This window comes from Rhizobium sp. Root1203 (assembly GCF_001424945.1).
Lineage (GTDB): Bacteria > Pseudomonadota > Alphaproteobacteria > Rhizobiales > Rhizobiaceae > Rhizobium.
In genome coordinates this window covers 96835-119607 of the sequence record NZ_LMCW01000017.1, presented here as the reverse complement: position 1 = coordinate 119607, position 22773 = coordinate 96835, and the positions used below count along the sequence as shown (strand labels likewise).

The window sequence follows — 22773 nt, the reverse complement described above, 5'->3', positions numbered from 1 at the left end:
CGTCCGCCGGCGTTGCGCCGACGCCCATGGACGGCGTGTTATCGAGCAGGATGTAGAAATCGATGAACGAGGCCGTCTGGAACGTCGCCGTGGCGGTACCGGCGATCTTGACGTCCCGTCGACCGAAGATCCGCATGAACGTGGTTGGAACCGACGCGTGGAATGAAACGGAGGAGGTGAGCTTGTTCGCGGTTCTATTCACCTCGACGTCCACCGCCACTTGGCCGGCGGTCAACTCGCCTTGCATCTGGGCGCTGAAAATGCTGCGTGCGTCGTCGTTGCCGACCGAAATAGGGCCATCGCCGGTCATTTTCATCGCTGCCGCGGCGGCGCTCGACTTTTCCGCGATCGCGCCGACTGCGGCCGCGTCCGCAGCGGCATAAAGCTGCGTCCGAAGGCTCAGAGCGTGTGCGAAATCTATCGCCATGCCTGCGGAACCGATGAGCGGGACCATAAGGATGGCGGTCAGGACGCCGAAATTTCCGGAGCGGTCGGCGAGGAAGCTTTCTAATCTGCGCACGAAATAGTCCCACGATTCCACCATAGCATTGGTGTGTGAAGCGGGGTCTTCATGACCGCACGATTTAAGGCATGGAGGGTTTGTATGCGAGAAACTTAAATTTGATACAAATGGTCTTGGTGTACCCGGCGTAAATGTTGACGGTAAAAGCTCCTTCGCCGGAAGGAGGCTCTGGATAACGCCCTCGCGCCGCAAGCCGGCGCCCGAGGAACGCATCCTATTGATCTGCGTGGCCTGCGGAAGATGGATGGTGGATCGCAGCGGTTGGACCGACCACCAGGCCGTGAGACGGCGATGACCGGCATCGGATTGATGCTTGTCGCTGCATCTTCTGGGTAGCGCCCACCGAGCAGAGGGGCTAGCCGACTGCATTCGCCTGCTCGATGGAACCTCACTTGTTGCCCCTTCCCCTGAAGCATTGCATTGTGGTTCAGGCTTGCCATGCCTACTAGGGTGGATGCCGGAGCCTGGGCGAACGCCGTGCCCGATAGCCTCCACGATGAACGCGCCGCCGCTGTGAAGGGCCTTTTCCATTCGTTTGCTTTTGTTTACAGATGAGCTGTTGCAATAACAAATGAGCAGTTTTGTCCAGATGTCCAAACGACCACTTCAAAAATTGCAGGCCTCCCTTGTCGCGAGACGCTACTACCTTGAAAATCAAACAAAATCACAGATCGCAGATCAGCTTGGCATCTCTCGGTTTAAGGTCGCTCGGCTCCTAGACACCGCTTTGCACGAGGGAATAGTCCGCATCGAGATAGACGACCAAGGAGATCTGAATGTTGAGCTTGCCGAAAAGCTACGGCAGAAATTTCATCTAAAGGCCGCACTTGTGCTCGACGGCCCGGATTTGCCAGCAAGCGCTTTAATCGAGCCCCTTGGCGTTCTCGCAGCAGACTTTTTTGAAGAAACGCTCATCGACGGGCAACTTTTGGGAATGGCCTGGGGACGGACGCTGGCTGCAGCGGCGAAGGCCGTTGTGAAGCTGCCAAAAGTCGATGTTGTTCAAGCCGCAGGAAGCCCTGCAGGATTGGATCTCTCCCAGAACCCTGTCGAACTACTGCATCGCTTCGCCCGGGCAAGCGGGGGTGCAGCATACCCTTTGTTTGGCCCTATGTGGGTTGAAGACCCTGGTCTCGTGACCAAACTGCGGGCAGAAACGTCGATCGCCAACGCCATGTCTCGTTACGACAAGATCGACGTCTTTGCGGTGGGCATAGGATCCTGGCACCCTCAGGAATCCTGCCTATGCTCCGGATTTCCCGAGGACTGGCGTCGCGACGCTTTAAGACGAAACGTTCGCGCAGATCTATGTGCAACGCTTATCGACAATGAAGGCAACGAAGTACCCAGCGAGTTGAACCGGGTGGGCCTGTGTCTCAGTACAGAGCAGTTGCGGAGGATTCCGGAGAGAATCGGTATTGGAGGAGGATTGGAAAAAGCAGATGCCATCCAAGCTGTCCTGCGAGGCGGGTGGCTAACAACCATCATCACGGACGCTGGCGTAGCCCGTAAGCTGGTCGCTCATTAGAATCACAAATAGCGCTCAAATGAGCGCACTTATGCTCACTTGACGATGTCGCTCAGCTACTCTATTGGATGGCTACGACAGAGGAGTTGAGCATGCAGCAAGAACACGATTGGGTCGTAAGAGCCAAGGAAGTCATCCGCGCAGACGCCGCCGCCGTTCTTGGAACGATCGAAGGCATGGACGGTTCGTTCCTCGCCGTGGCGCAGTTGTTCGCAACATGTCGAGGCAAGATTTTGGTAACCGGTAGCGGCACATCCGGCGCCGTCGCGAGCCGAGCCGCTCACCTGCTATCGGTCGGCGGAACCCCAGCGTTCTACCTCCCTCCTGCAGATGGATTGCATGGCGGTCTAGGCGTCCTTCAACCTCAAGATCTCGTCCTAGCCCTTTCCAAGGGCGGAAGCTCCGATGAATTGAACGACTTTTGCGCACGGGCAAAGACGCTGTGCGCCGGTCTGATCTCAATCACAGCATCTCCAGAATCTGTCCTCGGCTCGATCTCAGATCACGTTATTCGCCTTACTTTGCCGGAAGGCACTGATTTGGGCTCTGTTGTTGCCACTGGGAGCTCCCTTGCAGCTGCGGCCGTGACCGACGCGCTCGTTGAGGTCTGTCGTGTTGCCCGTGGCTATGGATGGGACAAGATCCTCTTTACACATCCGTCGGGTGCCGTCGGACGCGACGCCGAAGAAAGCTTGCACCGCCTGCAAGAAATCCAGGCCTAGTCCGATGGCTCGGGACCTTGTTGCCGGTATCGATTCCTCGACACAATCCTGCACCGTCGTGCTGCGGGAAATCGTGGGTGGTAAGGTCGTTGCAGAGGCGCGCGCGCCTCATCCGGTAACGACGCCTCCCAGAAGCGAACAAGCACCCCAAGCATGGTGGGACGCCTTGTGTGTGGCCATGAACGTTCTTCACTCGTACGGATCGCGTATCGCGGCCATCTCGGTGGGTGGGCAGGGGCATGGCCTCGTCTTGCTCGATACAAACGGCCAAGCATTGCGTGATGCCAAGCTGTGGAACGATACCGAGGCTGCGCAGGATGCGGCATTACTCTCCGAAAAACTATCTCCTGTAGAATGGGCATCTCGAACCGGTTCAGTGCCAGCACCCGCACTCACGGTCAGCAAACTTGCTTGGACAGAGAGAACGTTTCCCGGGTTGGTACGAACCGCCAATCACATCATGCTCCCCTCTGACTACATTCTATTCCGACTTACCGGTCGCGCCGCCACTGAGCGTGGAGTGTCATCGGGAACCGGTTACTTCAATCCCTTCCTCAATGTGTGGGACTATGAACTGGCGGAGCTTGCCGTCCCTGGTGTCGCGTGGGACAAGGTCTTGCCCGATCTTGTCGGGTCCAGTGAGGCGTCCGGCGTAGTGAAGTCGGACTGCGGCCTCTCCGCCCTGGCGGGCGCGATCGTCGGTTCCGGGTCCGGCGACAACATGACCGCTGCCCTCGGCCTGGGGATAGGACCCGGGGATACAGTCATCTCTTTTGGCACCAGTGGTACCCTTTATGGTGTCACTTCGATTGGCATCAGGGATGGCAGCGGCGCGATCAATGGCTATGCCGACGCAACGGGCGCGTTCTTGCCTATGATCACAACGCTCAATTCCGCAAAAGTCTCAGACGCATTTCGGCGCATCATGCGCTTGGACGTTGATGAATTCGACCGGCTGGCATTGTCCACAAGCCCCGGTGCAAACGGCCTTGTCCTCGTTCCCTACCTAGATGGCGAACGAACGCCCAATCTTCCGAACGCAACGGGCATTTTGTCGGGTTTGCGTAGCGATGTGAGCGCTGGACAGGTGGCACGTGCGGCGGTCGAAGGGGTCATTTGTGGATTGCTTGAAGGCGGCGATTTGTTGAGTTCGCAAGGTGTGCGAACCAACGGTCGCCTGATCGTCACGGGCGGCGCATCGCGGTCGCAAGCCTACAGGCAGATTCTCGCAGATTTGACCGGCAGGCCGGTTTGGACCAGCAACCTCGCCGAGGCCGCAGCCGCAGGTGCTGCGGTCCAGGCAGCCGCAGTCTTGACAGGGCGCACGACGGCAGCCGTCGCCGACGATTGGAGACCTGAATACAAAATCGTGGCCGAGCCAAATCCTCGGTCCCTCGAACGTGCCGACGAGGTTAGAGCGAACTACAGAAACGCTTGCCAGCTTGCGCGGTAACAAGGGAGGATTTCATGACCGACATCACCAATTCTGAGCCCAATGCATCAAAGCGCATTAAGATCCCCGCGGAGGCAGGCATCGCGTTTGTGCTGCTGATGGTTCTCATCGCAGGCTCGCTCGCATCACCAAATTTCATGACAGTCTCGAACATGTTTGTTCTTCTGTTGAATGGAGCGGTGATTGCGTTTCTGTGCCTTGGCCAATCCTTCGTTCTGTTCACCGGCGGAATTGACCTCTCGTGCGGTTCGATCGTTGCAATGACGTGCGTGATCGCGGCCGTGTTCATTCAGACCCTTGGTATACCGTGGCCTGTCGCGTCTGTGCTTGTTCTGGCCGTCGGTGCCATCGCGGGTGCTGTGAACGGTGTCATTATCGACAAAACGGGTGTGCCACCGTTCATTGTTACATTCGCAATGATGGGCGTTGCGGCTTCCATCCCGCAGATCATAACCGGCGCCGAATCAATCCGTGTCCTGAATTTCGGATATCGGTTCATCGGGCAGGCAAAGGTTTTCGGTATTCCCTTCCCTGTCATCGCATTGGCAATCGCGATCGCCGTTGCTGCCATTTTCATAAAGCGGACGGTAACAGGTACCCATATCTTTGCCGTTGGCGGCAACGCCGAGGCAGCAAGGCTGGCGGGCGTGAATACATCGCGGATTACCATTCTTGTTTACGCGATCTCTGGCTTCTGTGGCGCCTGCGGCGGACTGATCTATGGATCCCGCCTGATGACCGGTTATCCCACAGCCGGGCGCGGTGACGAACTGTTTTTCTCCATAGCGGGTGCGGTCGTTGGCGGCGTCAGCCTCTTTGGTGGCATTGGATCGATCTATGGCGCGATGATTGGAGCGACACTCATCGCGACAATTTCAAATTTGATGAATGTGCTCAACGTCAACGCATATTGGCAACCGCTTGTGATCGGCGTGATCATTCTCGTCGGCGTGACCTTTGACACCCTGCGGTCATCAAGCCGGTTGTCTCTACCCTGGAGAAAACTACTCAAGGGTCAGATTTCAGGTGGCTCTTAGGGCCGCCGGAAACGGCGTCGTGTTGGTAACGACGTCGCGGACTGAACATCATCTAAACAGGAGTGAAAGATGAAGAAAGTGTGGAGGAGCATGGCGTTCGCAGCGGCTGGAGCATCGTTTTTTGCGATGGCAGCCGCGTCGGCAAGCGCTGACGACAAGGTTCTGGGCGTAGCATTGCCAAATCTCACCAACCCTTACTACGTTGCCATGAAGAAAAGCTTCGAGGAAAACGGCAAGGCGCAGGACTTTACGGTTCGCGTTATGATCGCTGACAATGACGATGCAAAGCAGTTGTCGCAGATTCAGACCCTTGTTCAGCAGGGTGTTGCCGCGGTTGCTTTAAATTGCGTCTCGTCGGGCCCCTGCGTAGCATCCGTCTCTGAACTCAACCAGGCGAAGATACCCGTTTTCACCATCAACCTGCTTCCAGACCCAGCAGGTCTCAAGGCTGAAAATCTCAAAGTCGAGCAGGCAGTGCAGACTGACCAGAAGGCAGGTGGCACGTTCGTTGGACAGCAGCTTCTGAAGGACATCGGCGCCGACGGCAAGGCTGTCATCGGCATTGTTGGCGAACCGACGTCCGTCTCAGCAAATACCCGCGATGACGGCTTCAAGGAAGCCCTCAGCTCAAACCCGAATGTCAAGTTCGTGGCTCTCGTGAACGGCAAGGTCGAAGAGACGACGGCGCTCAAGGTGACGACGGAGATGCTTCAGGGAAATCCCGAGATCACCGTCGTCTATTCGGATACCGAGCCAGCAGCGCTTGGTGCCATGGCCGCCATCCAGCAGCTCGGTCGCGACGACGTGAAGCTTTACGCGTTCGTCGACAAGCTTGGTGTTCAGTACATCGAAGACAATTCGATCCTGAAGGCCGGCGCCATTCAGGAGCCTGCGAAGCTCGCACAGATCCAAGTCGAGAACATCAAGAAGTTCCTCGCCGGCGAGAAACTCGAGGCCATCATCGATAGCCCCCCCTTGCTCGTAAACAAGGACAACGCCGGCGCGACAGTCGACAAGGCATATTGATCTCGGCATGTCGCGCGGCTGAGGGCCGCGCGACATCTTTGATAAGGATGACGGATATGGCCTCGAACGGCAGCTACACAGCTTCAGGCATCACCAAAGCGTTTTCTGGCGTTGGAGTGCTCCACGGGATCGACTTCATGGTCAGGCCCGGAACAATTCATGGTCTATTTGGTCACAATGGTGCTGGCAAGTCGACGTTGCTGAAGATTCTCGCCGGTGCTCAACCACAGGACGAAGGCATTCTGTCAGTCGGCCCTGACGTCGTCACGCTCTCGTCGCCGCGCGATGCGCTCGCCAAGGGTATTGCCTGCGTCTACCAGGAACTGCGGCTGATCCCGAACCTGACAGTTGCTGAGAACCTGTTCCTCGGGCGAGAGGTATCGCTTCACGGCGTTAAGCGCTCGGCCGAAATGAACAGCTATTCGCAAAGGCTTTTGTCCGAATATGGAATGTCGACAGACGTGACTCGACCCGTCAAAAGCCTTTCTCATCCCGAAAAACAACTTGTTGAAGTCATCGCCAACCTCGATGGCAGGGCGCAGTTTATTTTCCTTGATGAGCCCACAACAGCATTGGATGGCCAGCAATCCGCCGAGTTGCTAGGGCATGTGCGCCGAATTGCGCTGGAGCGAAACGTTGGCATTGTGCTTGTTTCGCATAAACTAGATGAAGTCCTTTCTGTATGCGACGAGGCGACGGTGCTGTCGGGTGGGCGCGTCGTGTATCACGCCGTTGGCGGCGACCTCAGCAAACAAGCGATCGTCGACGCGATTGTCGGTGACGCCCACGCACATGCCAATGATTTTAAACGCCACAAGACACCGGCGGGCGAGGTGTATCTGCGCGTCAAGAACTTGAGTGGCGCTCGGCTAAAGGGTGTCGATATCGAAGCCCGGCGCGGAGAGGTTCTGGGGCTCTACGGACTCGTGGGATCCGGCCGCACCCGCTTCTTGAGGTCGCTCTATGGCATGGACCCGGTCGCCAGCGGCGAAATCGAAATCGGCGGTGCACCATATAAGCCTTCAACGGCCAAAGCTGCCATTCGGTCCAGAATTGCATTGTTAACGGAAGAACGAAAGATAGACGGATTCATTCCGCTGATGTCAGCCTATCAAAACGTCGTACTTTCATCCCTGAGCCGCTACCGCAAGGCTGGTTTTGTCCAAGTCTCAACCGCACGAGCGGCAGCGCGCAAGACCCTTTCGAGAATCGGAACACGTGGGAAGCTAGACGGTCCCATCAAATCACTTTCCGGTGGAAATCAGCAAAAGGTCCTCCTCGCTCGCATCATAGAACAAAACGCGGATCTGATCCTGCTCGACGAGCCGACAAAGGGTGTTGATATCGGCGCGAAGTCTGACATCTACCAGATTATCCAGACACTGGCAGATCAAGGCAAGTGCATTATCGTTGTATCCAGTGAGGAAGAGGAGTTGATGGACATTTGCGATCGGATCGCGGTGTTTCAACATGGCAGGTGCAATGGGCAAGCATCCGCTGTCTCAGACCTTACCGTCGGCCAATTGCGCGAAGCGGCGTGGGCTCCCGCGGCATGATCAAACTTTCGGCATCTCTCTACGCTGCAGATCCGCTTCGACTTGCAGATAACATCGATAGCGTCTCCTCATACGTGGATTCCTTCCATATCGATATAATGGACGGTTGGTTTTCTCCCGAATTCGGGCTGTATGGGCGTCTGGTAGAACACATTCAGGACTATACGAAGGTTCCGTTGGATGTTCACCTTATGCTGCGCCACCCGATGAACGCCGCCATTCGGTTTTCGGAAATGGGCGTGCGCTCCGTCGCCTTCCATCTTGAAGGCGATCACTGTTCGAGTGAAATCGCCGCCGCGATCAAATCAAACGGCGCCCGTGCGTTTGCAGCGATCCGCCACGGAACGCATGTCAGCCAATTAGAGCAAGTCACCGACTTCGCAGACGGCTTCCTGTTCCTCACGGCGCCAGCTGGCGGCGGGCCCTTCGATGAGAACGCATTTAAGCGCCTCTCCGCTCGACCGCCGGGGCTTCAGACCGTTGTGGATGGCAAGATCGACCCTTCGCACTTTGGCCGTCTTGCCGAGTTGCACGTCGAGACAGCAGTCGTCGGAGCGGCAATGTTTTCGCATGGCAACAACGCACGGCGCGCTTCTGAGTTGGCCGCCTTGATAGGTCCTTCCGGTTGAAAAACTGCCACCATGGCATCGCGCTAGAACGGTGGCGACGTGACATCCTTACAGAACGTTCGATCGCAAAATCCCCAGACCCCTCGAGGATCGATCAGTGCCAACGCCGCCGTGGCCTTCGTGCGCGAGCCGCCAAAAGTTATCCCTTCCGTCGTGGGTCGGCTCCCTGTTTGGAGGGTCAAGCTTCACACCACTCCCTGCTTGACAAATAAGATGGTAGCGATACCATGTCGACGCTGTAATTGTGCAACTCTGGCTTCTCGATGGGATTCGACGAAGGCTGGCTACAACAAAGTCGATACAACACCCGTCGCAATTGTTCGAGCATACTGAAGGTTCGTTTTCGAAAATGGACCTCGTATCTCTCTGATTTTGTAACCGCTTTTTGAAAAGGGACTACGAATGAATACCAAACTTGGTTGGGGTATACTGGCGACCGGATGGATCGCTGAGCTCTTCACGCAGGATCTCATCCTGGCAGGCCTAAGGGTCGCTGCAGTGGGATCTAGGTCACCAGGTAGGGCAAAGGATTTTGCCGAACAATTCGGAATACCGAGTTTTCACGGCAGCTACGAGGCTCTTGTTGCCGATCCAGATGTCGATATTATCTACGTTGCGACACCACATCCCAACCATGTCGAAGCGGCACTTCTTGCCCTGAACGCTGGTAAGCATGTGCTTGTCGAAAAGCCATTTACATTGAATTCAAGAGAGGCCCGACGGGTTGTCGAACGGGCGGCCGAAAAGAACCTTGTGGTCCTGGAAGCGATGTGGACGCGGTTCCTGCCTCACATGCTCAAAATCCGGGAGATTGTGGAATCGGGAGCCATAGGTGAAGTGCTTTCCATCTCAGCCGAGCACCGCCAGTTTCTTCCCTCTGATCCGAAGCACAGGTTGAACAGGCTCGAACTCGGTGGGGGCGCGCTCCTTGATCTCGGAATATATCCGATCTCCTTCGCCTGCGATCTTCTTGGCATCCCTAATTCTATCCATGCATCAGCTCGCTTCTCTGGCACGGGCGTAGATGCGGAAATCGCGACAGTGATGCGGCATCAAGGGGGTGCGATTTCGACGACTGTCTCGGCGCTCGATTGTGCCGGTCCCAATGTTGCGGTCGTCTACGGCACCAAAGCGCGGATCGAGATCGCTTCCGTGTGGTACATGCCGACTTCTTTCAAGATCGTCGATCAAAATGGCGTCGTGTTGGAGGAGTTCGCGGAAGAGGTTTCCGGCCGTGGCATGCAGTTCCAGGCATTCGAAATGGAAGGTCTGGTCCGGACAGGAAATAATTCATCGATCCTGGCTCCGGAACAGAGTCTGGCCATCATGGAGGTGCTGGATTCGGTAAGGAAGCAGATCGGCCTCGCATATCCCGGTGAATAGAGCTCAGATGCGATAGCCCAGATTAAGTGGCGAGCCCTAAAGGCCGGCTCGCCACTTTAGTTGCGATTGCAATTGCGAGGTTTCGGGCTTAGCCAACATGCGTAACGCTTCGAACCGTGGCAGTTCATCCACCGCTACGCAGTTGTTTGTGGCGATGGCCGGCCGCACCTATTTCACAACTGCGGACGGGTTGCCAACGTGATGGTAGAGAAGTAGCTGGAGCGCACATTAGATGGCCTCACCTCCATTTCCGATCGATATAGAGATCCTGCGGACCGACGATACCCGGTACGGTTCCGAATGGTCGGGCTTGCGTTTGAATGATGCCTACAATCGGCTGTATGTGGTGATCGAAGGCGAAGCTGAAGTGGAGGTTAACGATGAAATCGTCGTTCTTGAGCAAGGCTGCAGTTATCTGTTTCCACACACCATCAGATTCGCATACAGATGCTCGACGTATTTCTGGCTGCTGAACGTGTGTTTTGAAATGCGGGGGCAGTCTCACATCGATCTCCTTTCAGTTCAGCCCTACCGTCGACAAGTACGTCCCCTCGATATGCAACTCGTCACTGAAAAAATGAGAAAAATTCACGCCACATCGGAAAAATTGACCTTTGCTGCGCGACTGGAGGCATCTGGCAACCTGCTTCAGCTGCTGGCAGCGCATTTTACAGACGATGGAGCGGAAACCTTAGTCAATAAGAAACGTGACCTTCAACGTCTCAAGCCCTCTCTGGAATACATCCATGCCAATATCGAAAAAAAACTACTGATTGGCGATCTCTGTTCAATGGCCAACATGAGCAGGCAATACTATTCAAAGATATTCAAGGAAACGCTCTACACGTCGCCGCAGGAATACGTAAGGTACGAACGAATAAACCGCGCAAAGAAAATGCTGCGAAATTCGAGGACGAAGATTGCGACTATTTCGGACGATCTAGGCTACGCGAGTCCTGCCTATTTTACCAGGGAATTCAAGGCGCTGACAGGGACGGTGCCAAAACTATTCCGGCAGGATTTGCAACTCATCTAGAACGGAATCGGAGGCAAACTACGCGGGGGCCATCCTCTGCCTATGGCCATTAAAGTATAGTGGTGAAATTGTCCATCTGAGCAATATTAAATAATCCGCAACCGGCAGGCCAGCGCAACTGCTTGGGTTCGATTCATTACATCGAGCTTTCTCATCACGGACTTGAAATACGCGTTTATCGTCGTGGCAGACAGATCGAGGATTATAGAAATTTCCTCGCTGCTTTTGCCAGCCGCCGTCCAGCGCAAACACTCGACTTCCCGGCGCGAAAGAGGATGGCCTTTCGATGCCAACCTGACCTTCTTAGAGAAGTGATTTACGGCTCCCAGTGATTGTATGAAGGCATTATGAATGTTGCGCTCGCTTAGCGAAGCGCCGCTGAATATCGCAAGATACCGTGTTCCGCTTGGACAATGCAGACTAAAGCCACAGATCTCGGTTCCGATTTGACGCAAGTCCACATCGCGGTTTAATCCCGAGTACAATGCAGATGAACACGCGACAACGGGCAACGTCGTCTGCCGACACTGATCCATGAACGAGCTCGCAAAAAACTGATCGGACTGCCTATATTTTGTAACAAGGTCATCCGGCCAATTGGTGGCGATCACATTCTCGTAGAAACTGGTCCTGTCAGCCTGAGGGAATAAAAGCGCAGCATAATACCGAAAATTCTCGGCAATGCAGATTCCCAACATTTCATCGCCCAGCTGCGAGCATCTGCCCTCTTGCATCGCTGCCACTATCTCCAACCTCAAACTCGCTGCGACGTCATTTCAGAATGAAACGCCTCGGTGGAATTTTCCCTTGCTTCCTAAGATGTGCTTCCTGCGCAATTTACGCTTCTCAAAGTTAGCCCCTCGCTTTCGTAGTTTTCATTTCGACTTTTTATGTGCCTAAGCTTCGATCAACAGTGGGTCGATACCTTAACGTCATCAATAATTATATTCGTGTCGCGCACCTCAGTCTCATAGGAGATTGGAAGCTCATCCTTCGTTTCCGATCGGCATTGCGATGCATGACACGCTTCCGTCCCGGGGAACGGTGGCTCGGACGGCTACTCGGCGGTCGGTTGCTCGATAATCACGCAGTCTACAATTCCGCCTTTCGTCTCCGGGTCTATCGGTTCCAGAGGTTCTATCAGGTGTACACATGAGATCCTTGCTGAGGGCGATACCATGAAAGTGTGGTCAGGGTTGGAAATCCGTCGGTTCTCTCGCTAAGTTCAAGGCTCGTCTTTCGCCAGAGCTACCGCCTCCCGGAGTCGGCTCATCCACGTGGCAGTCTATTCGCGTGCCGCATTACTCGCCGTATCATCGATCACCCAGGTGCGGCCGTCAGTCGGGTCGAAAGCAAGAGTCATTTGCCGCAGTAGCGGCAGGCCGACGTTCGGGTAGCCGCCCTTGATAAATCGGATTGTTGGATTGTTCACGGTGATCGCGCCGATCCTAATATCGCCTGCGATCTGAGCTTCATACATGGGCTGGCTCCCCGAAGCCGAAACGACCGATCCGATCTGCTCTAGACCGCCGGCGAGGCTGAGCTTCTCCGAGAATTCCAGCGGAAGCAGCAGCGCGGAATCGTTGCCGGTATCGAGAATGGCGTGGACCACTCCACTTGGGAGTTCGACTTGCAAGGAAGGAAGGCCTGCGGCCCCTTCTCCAAGATAGGGCGCGCCCGGCCCGTCCATCGTATCGACAGCACTGCCTGACAAAATACGCAACTCCGCATTTCGCAGATCGAGCAGCACCAGCTTCTGGGGGAAGCTATTAGGTCCGAAAATACCGACCTCATCGGTGCTGTGGTAGTCAAATACGTTGGCTGGTGCGTCTGCGATCGGGATGCCACCAAGCTGAACTCCGACCAATCGGGTCTGGTAGCCCGGGACCGGCCGCCCGGTGCTGCCGTCAGTCGATGTCGATGGGCCGATGCGTGGCAGGTTGAACTGTTCGGCATAGACAGTATCCAGGACATTGTCGTTAGTTCCAGTGTCGAAAACCACCGGCGAGGGTGAATGATCGCCAAGCCGCATCATCACGAGGACGCGACTGGAGGAGAGATATAGTGGTATGACCGCCTCGACATGTGTCCTCTTCCCCGTGAGTTTGTCGCCCGCCCACGCCACGCAAACTACTACCGTAGCGGCAAGGAGTGACAGAGATCGTATTCCTAAGTTCATCTGTCGAACGTTCTTGGACATCGTAAGGAGGCGATGAGGTCGTGGCGCCTCTGAGCGTGGACTGAAAGGCTGTGGGGCCGACGATTCAAAGCACCGTCCTAACAATCGGATAGTCTCCCGTCGTTGGTTGGTGAAGGTGCTGGGCTAAACATCCGACTGCTGGGTTGCAGGAACATTGCGCGGAACTGCGCACAGCGTAATTTTCCGGGCAGCGAGCAAGTAATTTCCTCAAGGCGCAGTCGCGAGGTGATACGCGCCTTCGCAGGTGGGATCGTGGCAACGCGGGTTTGGACGATGCTAAGTTTCCTGGGTCAGGTGCAGCCATTGCGCGAAACCGTCTAGATCAAGATAGAAATTGAGGCAGCGGGCCTCCTCATGCCCAACTGGCAGGCCCTTATGTGGCATGCCGGGATATAGAGGTACTGGTCGTAGGAAGAGTGAAAACCCGATGCTCGACCTGGCACGAACGCCCGCCGGATAAGGCGGCTGTCACCCGTAATTGAGAGTGAGGATGCGCCGCAATACCGGGTGGAGTGCCGCGCCGAGAAGGCATCTTCGACCCCCGGACGTTCGCCGTCGCGGCTATAGGACCATCGGCGTGGCATCGCAGCACGCAGATCATCCTCAGGGATGATCGCCTTCGATGAGAACAAGACTCGCGCTGTCGGCAATCCTACTGGCTCAAACTGCTACAGCTCGTGCCCGACGCTGATCTTGAACACTCGGCCGCTGCACTCATCAAGGGACCACGTGCAAGCGCCGCATCACGCGCTATCGCATGGCGCGCAAAGAGCACCAACATCAGACACATCAAAAAGATCAGCACTGCACCGAGCAGTCTCTCCGATCCGCCTGGATCAGGGCGCATCGGACGGAATACGCCCCGCAATCTGGACAAATGCCTGAGCATGCTTCTCGCTCCTTGTTTAACCGAGCATCTGCGACAACCTTCACGCGCTACTGCAAAGTCGTCATTCGCATTCGAGCTTCGGCTTGCGGAAATTCGTGACGATCCATCGCGTCCCGGCTGCGCGCGCATAGAATGTGTAGAAGCACTCGGTCTCCTTGACGTAACCCGGCCCGCCGACATAGTTTTTCATCACTTGGGAGGCACAGCTCGCAAGCAGCGCAGTCCCCACCAACGCGAAGGCGGCACCTGCAAAAGCAAGACGTGAACGCGTTCGGTATGTCTTCCGGGGTGATTCGTTGCGCAACGCAGCCGCTCCAGTTGGTTTTGCAGCTTGCTACGAGGCAGAGATTGCAGGCGCATTACCGACTGCCCGAGAGCCCGACTAACCGCAACGAAAGCGCGCGACGCGTGATCAGGCCTGAGTTGCCAGGGGCGCCTTCACGGCCGGCGCCGATCTCGAGCCGCACGCGGAAGCCGCAACTTGTATCGGTAAACGACAAACGCCGAAATGCGAGCGGATCACCCGACTGTTTTTTCAGGCCAAGGTGAGCGGGTCACTGACATAGGGCGATCAAACCACTACAGTGCTGAGATTTGACGGCGATGGCCCAGCACAACGGCAGTGTTTATCCGCTTTTATTTGGCTAATGGGTCAGGCTCTCATCGCACACCAAGCCTGATGGCGTCGTCGAAGGCTTTCCGCCCACTCCCAGCTAGCCAGGATCGGAAAGAGATAATTTCCGGATTTATTCTCCTCATGACATTCAGATCCACGTGGTCTGCAAGGGGGCCTTCGTCCAGGCTTGCGGCCAGTTGCCCAAGAGTGGAATTGGCAGCGAGAACCTTATCGGAAAAGCGCGCGTAGACAATCGGACGACCGGCGGCCTCCGTAAAAATCTCTCCCAGTTCGCGGCCGGTGACGGTATCGCCGGCAATCTTCAATGTTTCTCCTCCGAACCGCACCTTGTCGGCGAAGATAGCGGCAACAAATTTTCCGATGTCATCCACGGCGATGACTTGCATCGACTGGTCGGGTCTGAGGAAAAATTTGAACTGCCCCTCCTCCAACCCGTACCCGGGCCTTGCAAGCATCTCCATGAAAATCATCGGCCTGACGATGGTTGCGATAATCGGCAGTTTGCGAATGTGCACTTCGATACGAGGCTTGGCGTCGAAACGCGCTACGCCAGTCGGCTTCTCACCGGCGCTGGCGCCCGAGGAATAAACGAGGTGTGCAACACCGCACTCTGCTGCCAAATCCCCGATCGCGCTGCCCAAACGCACTTCTTCCTCTTCGGGCAAGTTGCCCGGCAGCACGCTGAAGACGCCATAACTTTCCTTCATGGTGGCGCGGATCACTTCGATATCCGCAAACGATCCGTGCACGAGTTCGAGGCCCGCGCGGCGAAGTGCTTCTGATTTGGGAGAGGCGAGATCGCGAACCAGTGCACGCACTCGCCAGCCTGCCCTCATCAATTCGGCGGCGACCGACCCGCCCTGTTGACCTGTCGCGCCGAAGACCAGGATCGAACGTTTTTCTTTCGTCATGTGGACACCCTCATGTTTTGCCGAGGGAATCCATATATAGCTATGAGGTTGACACCGGAAGACGGCACATTTTCCAGCCTCAGGCACAAGGATGATACGCTTGGAAAAACCGATAGGGAGCAGGTTCGATAAACAGAACAAAGGCGGTCGGCCCTTCAGACCGGTTCCGTCGAACGGAATCTGTACGCGGCTCGGCGACAAATGGACTGTTCCGGTTATCTGGCACCTCTCAGTCGCGAGTGGGCAGCGGCTCCGTTTTTCGGCGCTCAAGAACGAGATTGAAGGCATCACCCAGCGCATGCTCACGCTCACACTGCGAAATCTGGAGCGAGATGGCCTTGTTGTGCGTCATTACTTTCCCGAAGTGCCGCCGAGAGTCGAATATGAATTGACCGACATGGGGGCCGGTATCTTGAGCGCCCTCGAAGGTGTCAATTTTTGGATCACGGACAACTTGGCCCACGTCGAACAATGCCGCCGCGCTTACGACGATTCTGAGCAACGAACCGTTAAGACTTGCTCCGTCGAAACTTAACGAGGCGTTCGATGTTCGGGGGCAAGATGGGGTGGTGCCGACCTCCCCAGTAAGGGTGCTTCGTTGTCGAATGACCAGATGCCTGTTCTCCGCTCAGTTGTTGAGGCGCTTATGTGCAGGATGCTCGACACCGAGCATAATTTGCCTTTTGGGTGCGTCGTAGGGCATGGGCTTGTCGGTGATCATGACACACGGTGTGACGCGCACAGTACCGTCGGGAGCTTCGCATCAGCTTCCGATGGCCACCCCACCACCTTGTCGAGGCGGCGATCGGAACTGATATTCCGGTTACGCTCCGATACCGCTCGCCTTGGAACACGCGGGTTCGGGGTGGCTGACCGCTATCGCCACTGGCATATCTTCCTCTGGGCGACGCGGCACATCTGATCACTCCATGGGGTGGGTTCAAGGGTAATCGCCGACGCTCGCAATCTCGTCTGGAAGCTTGCAGTGGTCGACGGCGTCCGCTCTCCCGGCATCGCGATGTGCCACAGTGTGGCTGTGGAAGTCACATGCTGAGAGCCGTTCATGGAGCAGGTTACCACAATTGGTCTGAATATCGCGAAGCAAGTATTGCAGGTTCACGGGATCAATGGTGCTGGCGCTTATGTCAGCCGTCGCAGGCCTGCGCCACCACGATGTCGTTGGATTTTTCAGGGAATTGCTGCCGTGCCTGATCGGAATCGAGGCTTGCGCGACCAGACAACTTGCCTTGCGACAGCGACCACTCGCTTGGCGGCCGATCTCTCCCTCAGTACCATCTCGACAGTTGGGGGGACCTATTCTCCCTTGAGGCGTGTGACAGCGCACTAAGGGCAGTCACGTTCGATTACTCCGTCCCCCCTTCCCGGGTCCTCGCCAATCGAGTGTCCGCGATGCTCACCCGTGGCTGCCCGTCCTGCGAACGCGAATTCGGGGTTAATTTCAAGGATATCTCGGTCACCAGCTTGTGACGCAGGGCCAAGGTGTAATCGCTTAACGCCTTCGGTACCATCACGAAGGCCTGGTCGCCGCCGATGACTTCCTCCGCGAAATAAGAGGCTAGCGGGCGGTCGGGATTCTGGAATTCCCTGGACGGGATGGCGATCGCGTTGATCGTGTAGCCCTTGTCAATCGCCTTCGCCCTAGCCTGCTGAACGGACAGGCCTGCATTGTTCTCGCCGTTGCTGGATATATCTATGACCATCCGGTCCGCGCGGTCCGGAAACCTGTCGAGAAGCAGGCTGCCGACGGCGATGGCCGAGGAGATGGATGTTCCACCCCTGATCCTGCGACCGACGCCCCTGTCACCGGTACTGCTGATAATGCCGGCTGCCGCTTCTGCGTCTTTGGGTCCGCAAATCCTCGTCCAGGGCAAGATTGACCTTATGCTCGACGGGCTTGCCCATTCGAAATAGCTGACTGCTATGCACCCCCGCCGGCCGCTGGAAAGCACCTTCAATATCTCGGGGGATGTCAAGGCGGCGGCATGACCATTCCGCTGCATGTCCGCGGTGGCAGGATCGATTGAGGACGAGAAATCGACGGCGAAGACCACGGCGACGTCGACGTCGCTCGCCTGTGCGTGATCAGTTCCGGATGCGAGCGCCGCGGATCCAATCGCCGACGTGACCACAATCGCAGCCGCCAGTTTTGTGCATAGCCAAGTGTTCATGAACCCCTCACCGTTTCTCCTGCGGGACGATTGCAGTGTGTAACCGGGCATCGTCGCCTGTATGACAAAAGCTTCGGCGAGGAAACGATTGCAGAAGACCCCCGTTTGGGGGTTGAGCGGGCAGATATGCTGTCAATGCCTGCGAAGCCTGGCCATGGACACGCCGCCTCTTGCGGCGTAGCTTGCGGGACTGGTTGTTGATCTGCCTATTATTCATCTCCTATATCTGTTTGTGCATGCCAACAAAGCGGGGGGGTAAGGCCGTGGCGTTTGACGTCGATCGGTTGCAGCGTGCATCCATGAACCTGTCAGACGTGATCGCTGATCCATCGTGCTGGATCGGGATACTCGACGAGCTGGCGGCCTCGCTCGGCGCCATGGGCGCGAGCCTGATCCCCCAGTCCACCTCCGAAGGCGCGATGACGACTGCCAGCCTTAGAGACTGCCTCCAAACCTATGTCAGCGAGAGCTGGGTGGAACAGGACAGGGAGAGCCATCGACGCGCGCGGGCGATCACCATGCGGGGCGAGGTAGCGCTGGACCGTGACTTGATCGACAGCAACGCCCGCTACGCGCCGTTCTTCGACGATTTCATGCCCCGCTTCGACGGCAAGGGCTGGGCGGGCATCGGCCTTCGCACCGGCCCCGATTTCTGGTCGCTGACATTGCACCGATCACCCCGCCAGGGGCCATTCGAAGAAGCCGAGAGGGCCGTGCTCCAGCAGTTTTCCGTGAGGCTGAACGAAGTCGGTTGCCTCGCGCATCTGGCGGGGCGCGTGACGCTGTCCACAGTCGCAACATCGTTCGACCAGATCGGAAAGGCCGTGGTCGCAATCGACCAGGCAGGGCGGTTCATTCATGCCAACGCCACGGCCCAACGGCTGTTGGATGGTTCCATCCAGATCACCGGCGGGCGGTTGATGCTTCGTGACCGGCATGCCGCAGCCGAATACCAAAGGGTGCTCAGCCGCCTGCAGGGGCTTCGCGAGGGCAGGGCCTTGCGCGCGGCCCCGATCATTGTAAGGCGGGAGAATGCGACCCCGCTCGTGATCAGGTTTCTGTCTGTCGACGGTGCGGCGAAGACGCCCTTCGTTTGCGCCCGAGCCCTGCTGCTTCTCAACGAACTGCCTCGGCTGGGCAGGAACGAGTGGCAGGTCTTCGGCCGCGCTTTCGGGCTCACTCCAGCAGAGGCGCGCCTTGCGGCACTTCTGTCGGGCGGCAGTTCTCTCGAAGAAGCCGGAGATACTCTCGGCATCACTCGTGAGACCGCACGAAGCAGGATTAAGGCTGTCTTCCAGAAGACCGACACACATCGCCAGGGTCAGCTGGTGGCGCTGCTGGCTTCATTGGAGTGAATGTCAATCGGTATCCGAAATTGGATCAGACCTAGTGTCGGAAATTCAATGATCGAATTAGAATATCGGCGTAGCTTGGCCCTCAAAAGGTTCCTGGACTAGCGATTCGAAGTCTCAACCGACAAGAATGGGCCAAGTGCCTCCAGAAAATCGGCTGCGTTGAAAATGACTGCCGGCGCCTTCGAGCCAATATCTTTGGTTTGGCCCGACAGGATGCGCTCGACCGCTTCACAAATGATTGGCGCGGTGATCGCGTAAATGTCCTGTCCTTGGGCAAGGATACTGCGATGCTCGCCGTGCCTTGTTACCATCACCTCCACGGCGAAGCGCTGAGCCGACCGCCCGGTTTCGTCGACTGCCTGCGGTGGAGGCGTTGATGGATCGCGAACATCGCGCAGCGCGATGGTGCCGAGAAAGGTGTGCAGTTCCTGGGTTCGGACGTGACTGGCAATCAGTGGAACTTCAGAAAACGGGACCTCGATGAATGTCTGCGTGCCGAAGGGAGGTGGCAGTATGAATTCTTTTTGTGTGGGCGGTTGTTGAACCGGTGCCAACTGTCCATGGCTGACCGCCAGGCGCTGTGCGGTGTTTCTTTGTCCCGTTACCCGTGTGCCCTTCGTCGGCAGCCAGCTGTCAAGTGCAACTCGAATTTCGATCCCGTCGGCGTAATCCCACTCCTGCATGGCAGCATTCACGAGCAAATCTGCCAAGCCGCCGTAAAAGCCCATGGCTGGAATGACCGCTATGCCAGCTTCAAGAGCCATCGCTCCATACCGTAACAAAGTGGCTTGCACGCTTGGTTGTTCGGCCGTGACATCGAGGTAATGGATACGGGCTCTCAGTGCAGCACGGATCACAGCGTCAGCAGTATCCAGAAACGGGCCCGCACAATTGATGACTGCCGATGCTCCGGCAAGCGCTTTGTCCAGCGTGACATCGTCCTCGACAATGGCTTCCCGGCATTCGATGCCGCGCTGGAGGAGACCAGCCTCATCAAGCCGGCGAATATCGCGTCCGATCGCGATGGGCGAAAATCCGCGTCGCAGCAGTTCGGCGACGACGAAGCGCCCCGTGTGGCCATTTGCTCCTATGACTGCCACGGCCCGAGATGCGTTTGAAGGATTAGAAAGACGGATGCCCATTGTTTTCTCCGATGCTACAGACCTGTCTGTAGCATCTAAAACATACCGGTCTGTATGATGTCAACTCGGTTTCTGCTAAGCTGATAAAAAATGGAGCTACGCGATGTCGAAAAACGTGAAAACCGCCCCCGCCCATGGGGGCAGCGAGGTGCGCGACAGAATCCTGGAGACAGCGTCTGAGTTGTTTTACCGTCGTGGCGTACGCGCGGTTGGGGTCGATCTGGTGGTTGAACGATCTGGTGTAGCCAAGACCAGCCTATATCGCCATTTCGGTACGAAGAATGACCTGGTGGCCGCGTTTCTCAAACGTGAGGACCAGGACTTTTGGGGCACGTGGGATCGAGTGAGCGAACGACACTCGGACGATGCCTTGGCTGAGCTTGATGCTCACTGTGAATGGATCGGGGAACGGGTTGGGCGAAGGAATTATCGCGGCTGCCCACAAATCAATACGGCAGCTGAGTTTCCGGAAATTGACCACCCCGCTCGCATTGTCGCTGAAACCCATATGCGTGAGATGCGGCGGCGATTGAACGTCATCGCGGAAAAACTACAGGTAGCGAGGCCAGATAGGCTCGCCGGGCAACTTGCGGTAATAATCAATGGCGCATTTGTGAGCATGCCGTTGTTCGAAGCCGGCGAGGCAACCGAACTGCTTCGACATGCTGCCCACGCGTTGATCGCTGCCAGTGGGGACTGAGATTTGTTCAAGTCGTGCCCTCGAGTCGTGGACGAGCGGTTCCGACAAAATGCAAATTGCGTAGATAAGGCGGTACGCATCGCGGGCTTGCCGCGTTGAATAATCCAGCTCTTGCCCACTGTCGCTCGGCCAGGATCCATCTGGCTACGCGTTCACGTCGTGAGCCGAGAAGGATGCATGATTTAAGATATCGGATAACCCGAAATGAGTGGCCGTCGATGAGCTTTGGCAGACTAATCTACCTTCGGACGGTTTCTCGGTCCTCCGGTGAAACGCCGGAATCGAGCCGAAACTGAAAGCGAGACACTTTGATCACCGGCTCTGTCGCCGGTAAGCGCCTGGCGTCATTCCGGTCTGCCGCGAAAAAAGCCGGTTGAAGGAAGGAGCATCCAGGTATCCTACCCGCTGGCAGACCTCGGTCACCGCTAGGTCGGTCGCCTCTAACAATTGCTTAGCAACCGCGAGACGCCGTTCGGTCAGCCACTGTTGTGGGGTCAAGCCCATTTCGTCAGAGAACCGGCGCACCAGCGTACGCGGTGAAAGCGCGAGCCGTTCCGCGAGCGCGGTGACATTCATTCCGAGGATGCTGCTTTCATCAATGCTTGTTAGTCGCTCCCGCAGCGAACGGAAGGAAGCTGGCAGCTCTTCAAGCACCATCTCATAAGGCGTCTGCAAGTACCGAGTGGGCGGCAGTACAAGCAACTTGCGAACGTGCCTCTCCTCCTCGTGAAAGCCGAATTCCCTAAGTAGGGCTTTCCCCAGTTCGATCCCGGAAAAGCCGCCCCCGCAGGTATAGATAAGGCCATCACGTACCAGCAGGCGCGAGACGTCCCAGCGGACCCTTGGAAAGCGCATATTCACATCGTGCTTCAACCACCACGAGGTTGTCGCACTGCGGGCATCGAGCATGCCGGCGTCCGCAAGAAACCAGCTTGCCGAGCAATGAGCGGCGATAATTGCGCCGTTTTCTGCGGCTTGAGTCAAGTTCGGTCGAACGAAACCGCTCTCCCGATCGAGGTCTGCGGTGAGTTGCCGGCTTGGCAGACCGGGTACCGCCAGTATCACGAACGCGTCTACTCGACGCGAAGGACGTCGCTGGGTTGGAAAGGAGATACCGGACTCTGCCACTGCCTGATCCGCCGAACCAAGGAATTCGACGGAAAATATACTGTCGCCCCGGATGGTGTTCACCAGGGTGAACATTTCCGCGAGAGTCGCAGCCACGGCCGCATAGAAAAAGCTCGGTAGCCAGATGGCAATATGATGCCGCGGCGTCCCTGGCTCGGCACGCACGGCCACTCTCGTCTGAACCACATCAATCTCCATCGTTACAACCCGGATCTTCACGATCTTTGGCGCGTTTCGCAAGTTATTTGTCTTTTGCGCCATTACACATCACGGACATACCAACTTATGCTCCCCTGAATGCTCGAGGAGACGACGCAATGCAAATACAGAGGCCCGCCTTGGCCGCGACAATGGTCAGCCAGCTAGTGGCTCTAATGTTGCTCGGCGTGGATCGAGCAACCATGTGGAACACGACTTGGCGGCATAGTCGCACCTCGTGTTCATGGCTCCGTCGATACTGGTCCGAGGGAGATTGCCGCGATGCGCGCCGGCCTCTTGCATTTCGCGGTCTTTGATCGGGATGCAAAGGATATCGCTTCGCTTGCACACATTCCTTTGCAGATGCCAGTGCTGACGGTGAGCGGGGACATCACCTTCGGAATTTATGTGACGCAAGTCATCCGAGCGTCGACCCTCGATGCCGTGCAATTGCTTTAGAGGATACGGGCCACTCTACTTTGAGGAGCGCCCGCAAGAAATCATTACCATTGTCCGCGGGCTTTTAATTTG

Annotated in this window: 20 protein-coding genes and 2 pseudogenes; 14 read left to right on the top strand and 8 right to left on the bottom strand. The window is 56.7% G+C overall.

Annotated elements, in window-relative coordinates; translation table 11 throughout:
• Positions 1–454, bottom strand: a pseudogene (locus ASC97_RS18875) (hypothetical protein); the annotation flags it as partial.
• Between the two features lie 640 nt (positions 455–1094).
• Between ASC97_RS18875 and ASC97_RS18870 the strand changes: the two are divergent.
• The 9 genes from ASC97_RS18870 (at position 1095) to ASC97_RS18830 (ending at position 10893) form a co-directional block, all read left to right on the top strand.
• Positions 1095–2051, top strand: a complete 957-nt coding sequence (locus ASC97_RS18870) for a sugar-binding transcriptional regulator (protein ID WP_082530057.1) — start codon at positions 1095–1097, stop codon at positions 2049–2051.
• Between the two features lie 92 nt (positions 2052–2143).
• Positions 2144–2773 carry an SIS domain-containing protein gene (locus tag ASC97_RS18865; RefSeq protein ID WP_057469878.1) on the top strand — a complete coding sequence of 210 codons (630 nt, stop codon included), beginning with the start codon at positions 2144–2146 and terminating at the stop codon, positions 2771–2773.
• A gap of 4 nt (positions 2774–2777) precedes the next feature.
• Positions 2778–4226, top strand: coding sequence for a xylulokinase (xylB, locus tag ASC97_RS18860; RefSeq protein ID WP_057469877.1), 1449 nt, complete (start codon positions 2778–2780; stop codon positions 4224–4226).
• A 14-nt stretch (positions 4227–4240) separates the two neighbouring features.
• Positions 4241–5263, top strand: coding sequence for an ABC transporter permease (locus ASC97_RS18855; protein WP_057469876.1), 1023 nt, complete (start codon positions 4241–4243; stop codon positions 5261–5263).
• 69 nt (positions 5264–5332) lie between these two features.
• Complete coding sequence (locus ASC97_RS18850; protein ID WP_057469875.1) at positions 5333–6289, top strand: substrate-binding domain-containing protein; 957 nt, start codon at positions 5333–5335, stop codon at positions 6287–6289.
• Positions 6290–6345: 56 nt separating this feature from the next.
• Positions 6346–7845 carry a sugar ABC transporter ATP-binding protein gene (locus ASC97_RS18845; protein WP_057469874.1) on the top strand — a complete coding sequence of 500 codons (1500 nt, stop codon included), beginning with the start codon at positions 6346–6348 and terminating at the stop codon, positions 7843–7845.
• Positions 7842–8474: a hypothetical protein gene (locus tag ASC97_RS18840; RefSeq protein ID WP_156390399.1), complete on the top strand. Its 633-nt coding sequence runs from the start codon at positions 7842–7844 to the stop codon at positions 8472–8474. Before ASC97_RS18845 ends, ASC97_RS18840 begins: the two co-directional genes overlap by 4 nt.
• Positions 8475–8876: 402 nt before the next feature.
• Positions 8877–9857, top strand: coding sequence for a Gfo/Idh/MocA family protein (locus tag ASC97_RS18835; protein WP_057469872.1), 981 nt, complete (start codon positions 8877–8879; stop codon positions 9855–9857).
• A 232-nt stretch (positions 9858–10089) separates the two neighbouring features.
• Complete coding sequence (locus tag ASC97_RS18830) at positions 10090–10893, top strand: helix-turn-helix transcriptional regulator (RefSeq protein ID WP_057469871.1); 804 nt, start codon at positions 10090–10092, stop codon at positions 10891–10893.
• An 86-nt stretch (positions 10894–10979) separates the two neighbouring features.
• Here ASC97_RS18830 and ASC97_RS18825 read toward each other — a convergent pair whose 3' ends face one another.
• From ASC97_RS18825 to ASC97_RS18810, 4 genes are all read right to left on the bottom strand, one after another.
• Positions 10980–11627 (bottom strand): helix-turn-helix domain-containing protein, encoded by a 648-nt coding sequence (locus ASC97_RS18825; RefSeq protein WP_057469870.1) that lies wholly within the window; start codon positions 11625–11627, stop codon positions 10980–10982.
• 551 nt (positions 11628–12178) lie between these two features.
• Complete coding sequence (locus ASC97_RS18820; RefSeq protein ID WP_162246703.1) at positions 12179–13072, bottom strand: aspartyl protease family protein; 894 nt, start codon at positions 13070–13072, stop codon at positions 12179–12181.
• Between the two features lie 971 nt (positions 13073–14043).
• On the bottom strand, positions 14044–14286 hold the full coding sequence (locus tag ASC97_RS18815; protein ID WP_057469868.1) for a hypothetical protein: 243 nt from the start codon (positions 14284–14286) through the stop codon (positions 14044–14046).
• 356 nt (positions 14287–14642) lie between these two features.
• The gene (locus tag ASC97_RS18810) at positions 14643–15731 is read right to left on the bottom strand and encodes an NmrA/HSCARG family protein (RefSeq protein WP_244481524.1); all 1089 of its coding nucleotides are present in this window, start codon (positions 15729–15731) and stop codon (positions 14643–14645) included.
• On the opposite strand from ASC97_RS18810, the gene ASC97_RS18805 reads away from it, so the two are divergent.
• Positions 15622–16065, top strand: coding sequence for a winged helix-turn-helix transcriptional regulator (locus ASC97_RS18805; protein ID WP_057469866.1), 444 nt, complete (start codon positions 15622–15624; stop codon positions 16063–16065). The genes ASC97_RS18810 and ASC97_RS18805 overlap by 110 nt on opposite strands.
• Positions 16066–16593: 528 nt before the next feature.
• Positions 16594–16765 (top strand): annotated as a pseudogene (locus ASC97_RS34075) (IS110 family transposase); the annotation flags it as partial.
• Between the two features lie 129 nt (positions 16766–16894).
• Here the strand turns inward: ASC97_RS34075 and ASC97_RS18800 are convergent.
• On the bottom strand, positions 16895–17719 hold the full coding sequence (locus tag ASC97_RS18800; protein ID WP_057469865.1) for a DUF1194 domain-containing protein: 825 nt from the start codon (positions 17717–17719) through the stop codon (positions 16895–16897).
• Between the two features lie 263 nt (positions 17720–17982).
• Between ASC97_RS18800 and ASC97_RS18795 the strand changes: the two genes are divergently transcribed.
• Positions 17983–19074, top strand: a complete 1092-nt coding sequence (locus ASC97_RS18795) for a helix-turn-helix transcriptional regulator (protein WP_156390397.1) — start codon at positions 17983–17985, stop codon at positions 19072–19074.
• A 98-nt stretch (positions 19075–19172) separates the two neighbouring features.
• On the opposite strand, the gene ASC97_RS18790 is transcribed toward ASC97_RS18795, so the two are convergent.
• Positions 19173–20216, bottom strand: coding sequence for a saccharopine dehydrogenase family protein (locus ASC97_RS18790; RefSeq protein ID WP_057469863.1), 1044 nt, complete (start codon positions 20214–20216; stop codon positions 19173–19175).
• Between the two features lie 103 nt (positions 20217–20319).
• Between ASC97_RS18790 and ASC97_RS18785 the strand changes: the two genes are divergently transcribed.
• Positions 20320–20916, top strand: coding sequence for a TetR/AcrR family transcriptional regulator (locus ASC97_RS18785; protein WP_057469862.1), 597 nt, complete (start codon positions 20320–20322; stop codon positions 20914–20916).
• A gap of 312 nt (positions 20917–21228) precedes the next feature.
• On the opposite strand, the gene ASC97_RS18780 is transcribed toward ASC97_RS18785, so the two are convergent.
• Positions 21229–22305, bottom strand: coding sequence for a GlxA family transcriptional regulator (locus ASC97_RS18780; protein WP_057469861.1), 1077 nt, complete (start codon positions 22303–22305; stop codon positions 21229–21231).
• A gap of 219 nt (positions 22306–22524) precedes the next feature.
• On the opposite strand from ASC97_RS18780, the gene ASC97_RS34070 reads away from it, so the two are divergent.
• A complete protein-coding gene (locus ASC97_RS34070; protein ID WP_156390396.1) occupies positions 22525–22701 on the top strand; it encodes a hypothetical protein in 177 nt (58 codons plus the stop codon).
• The last annotated feature ends 72 nt before the right edge of the window (positions 22702–22773 follow it).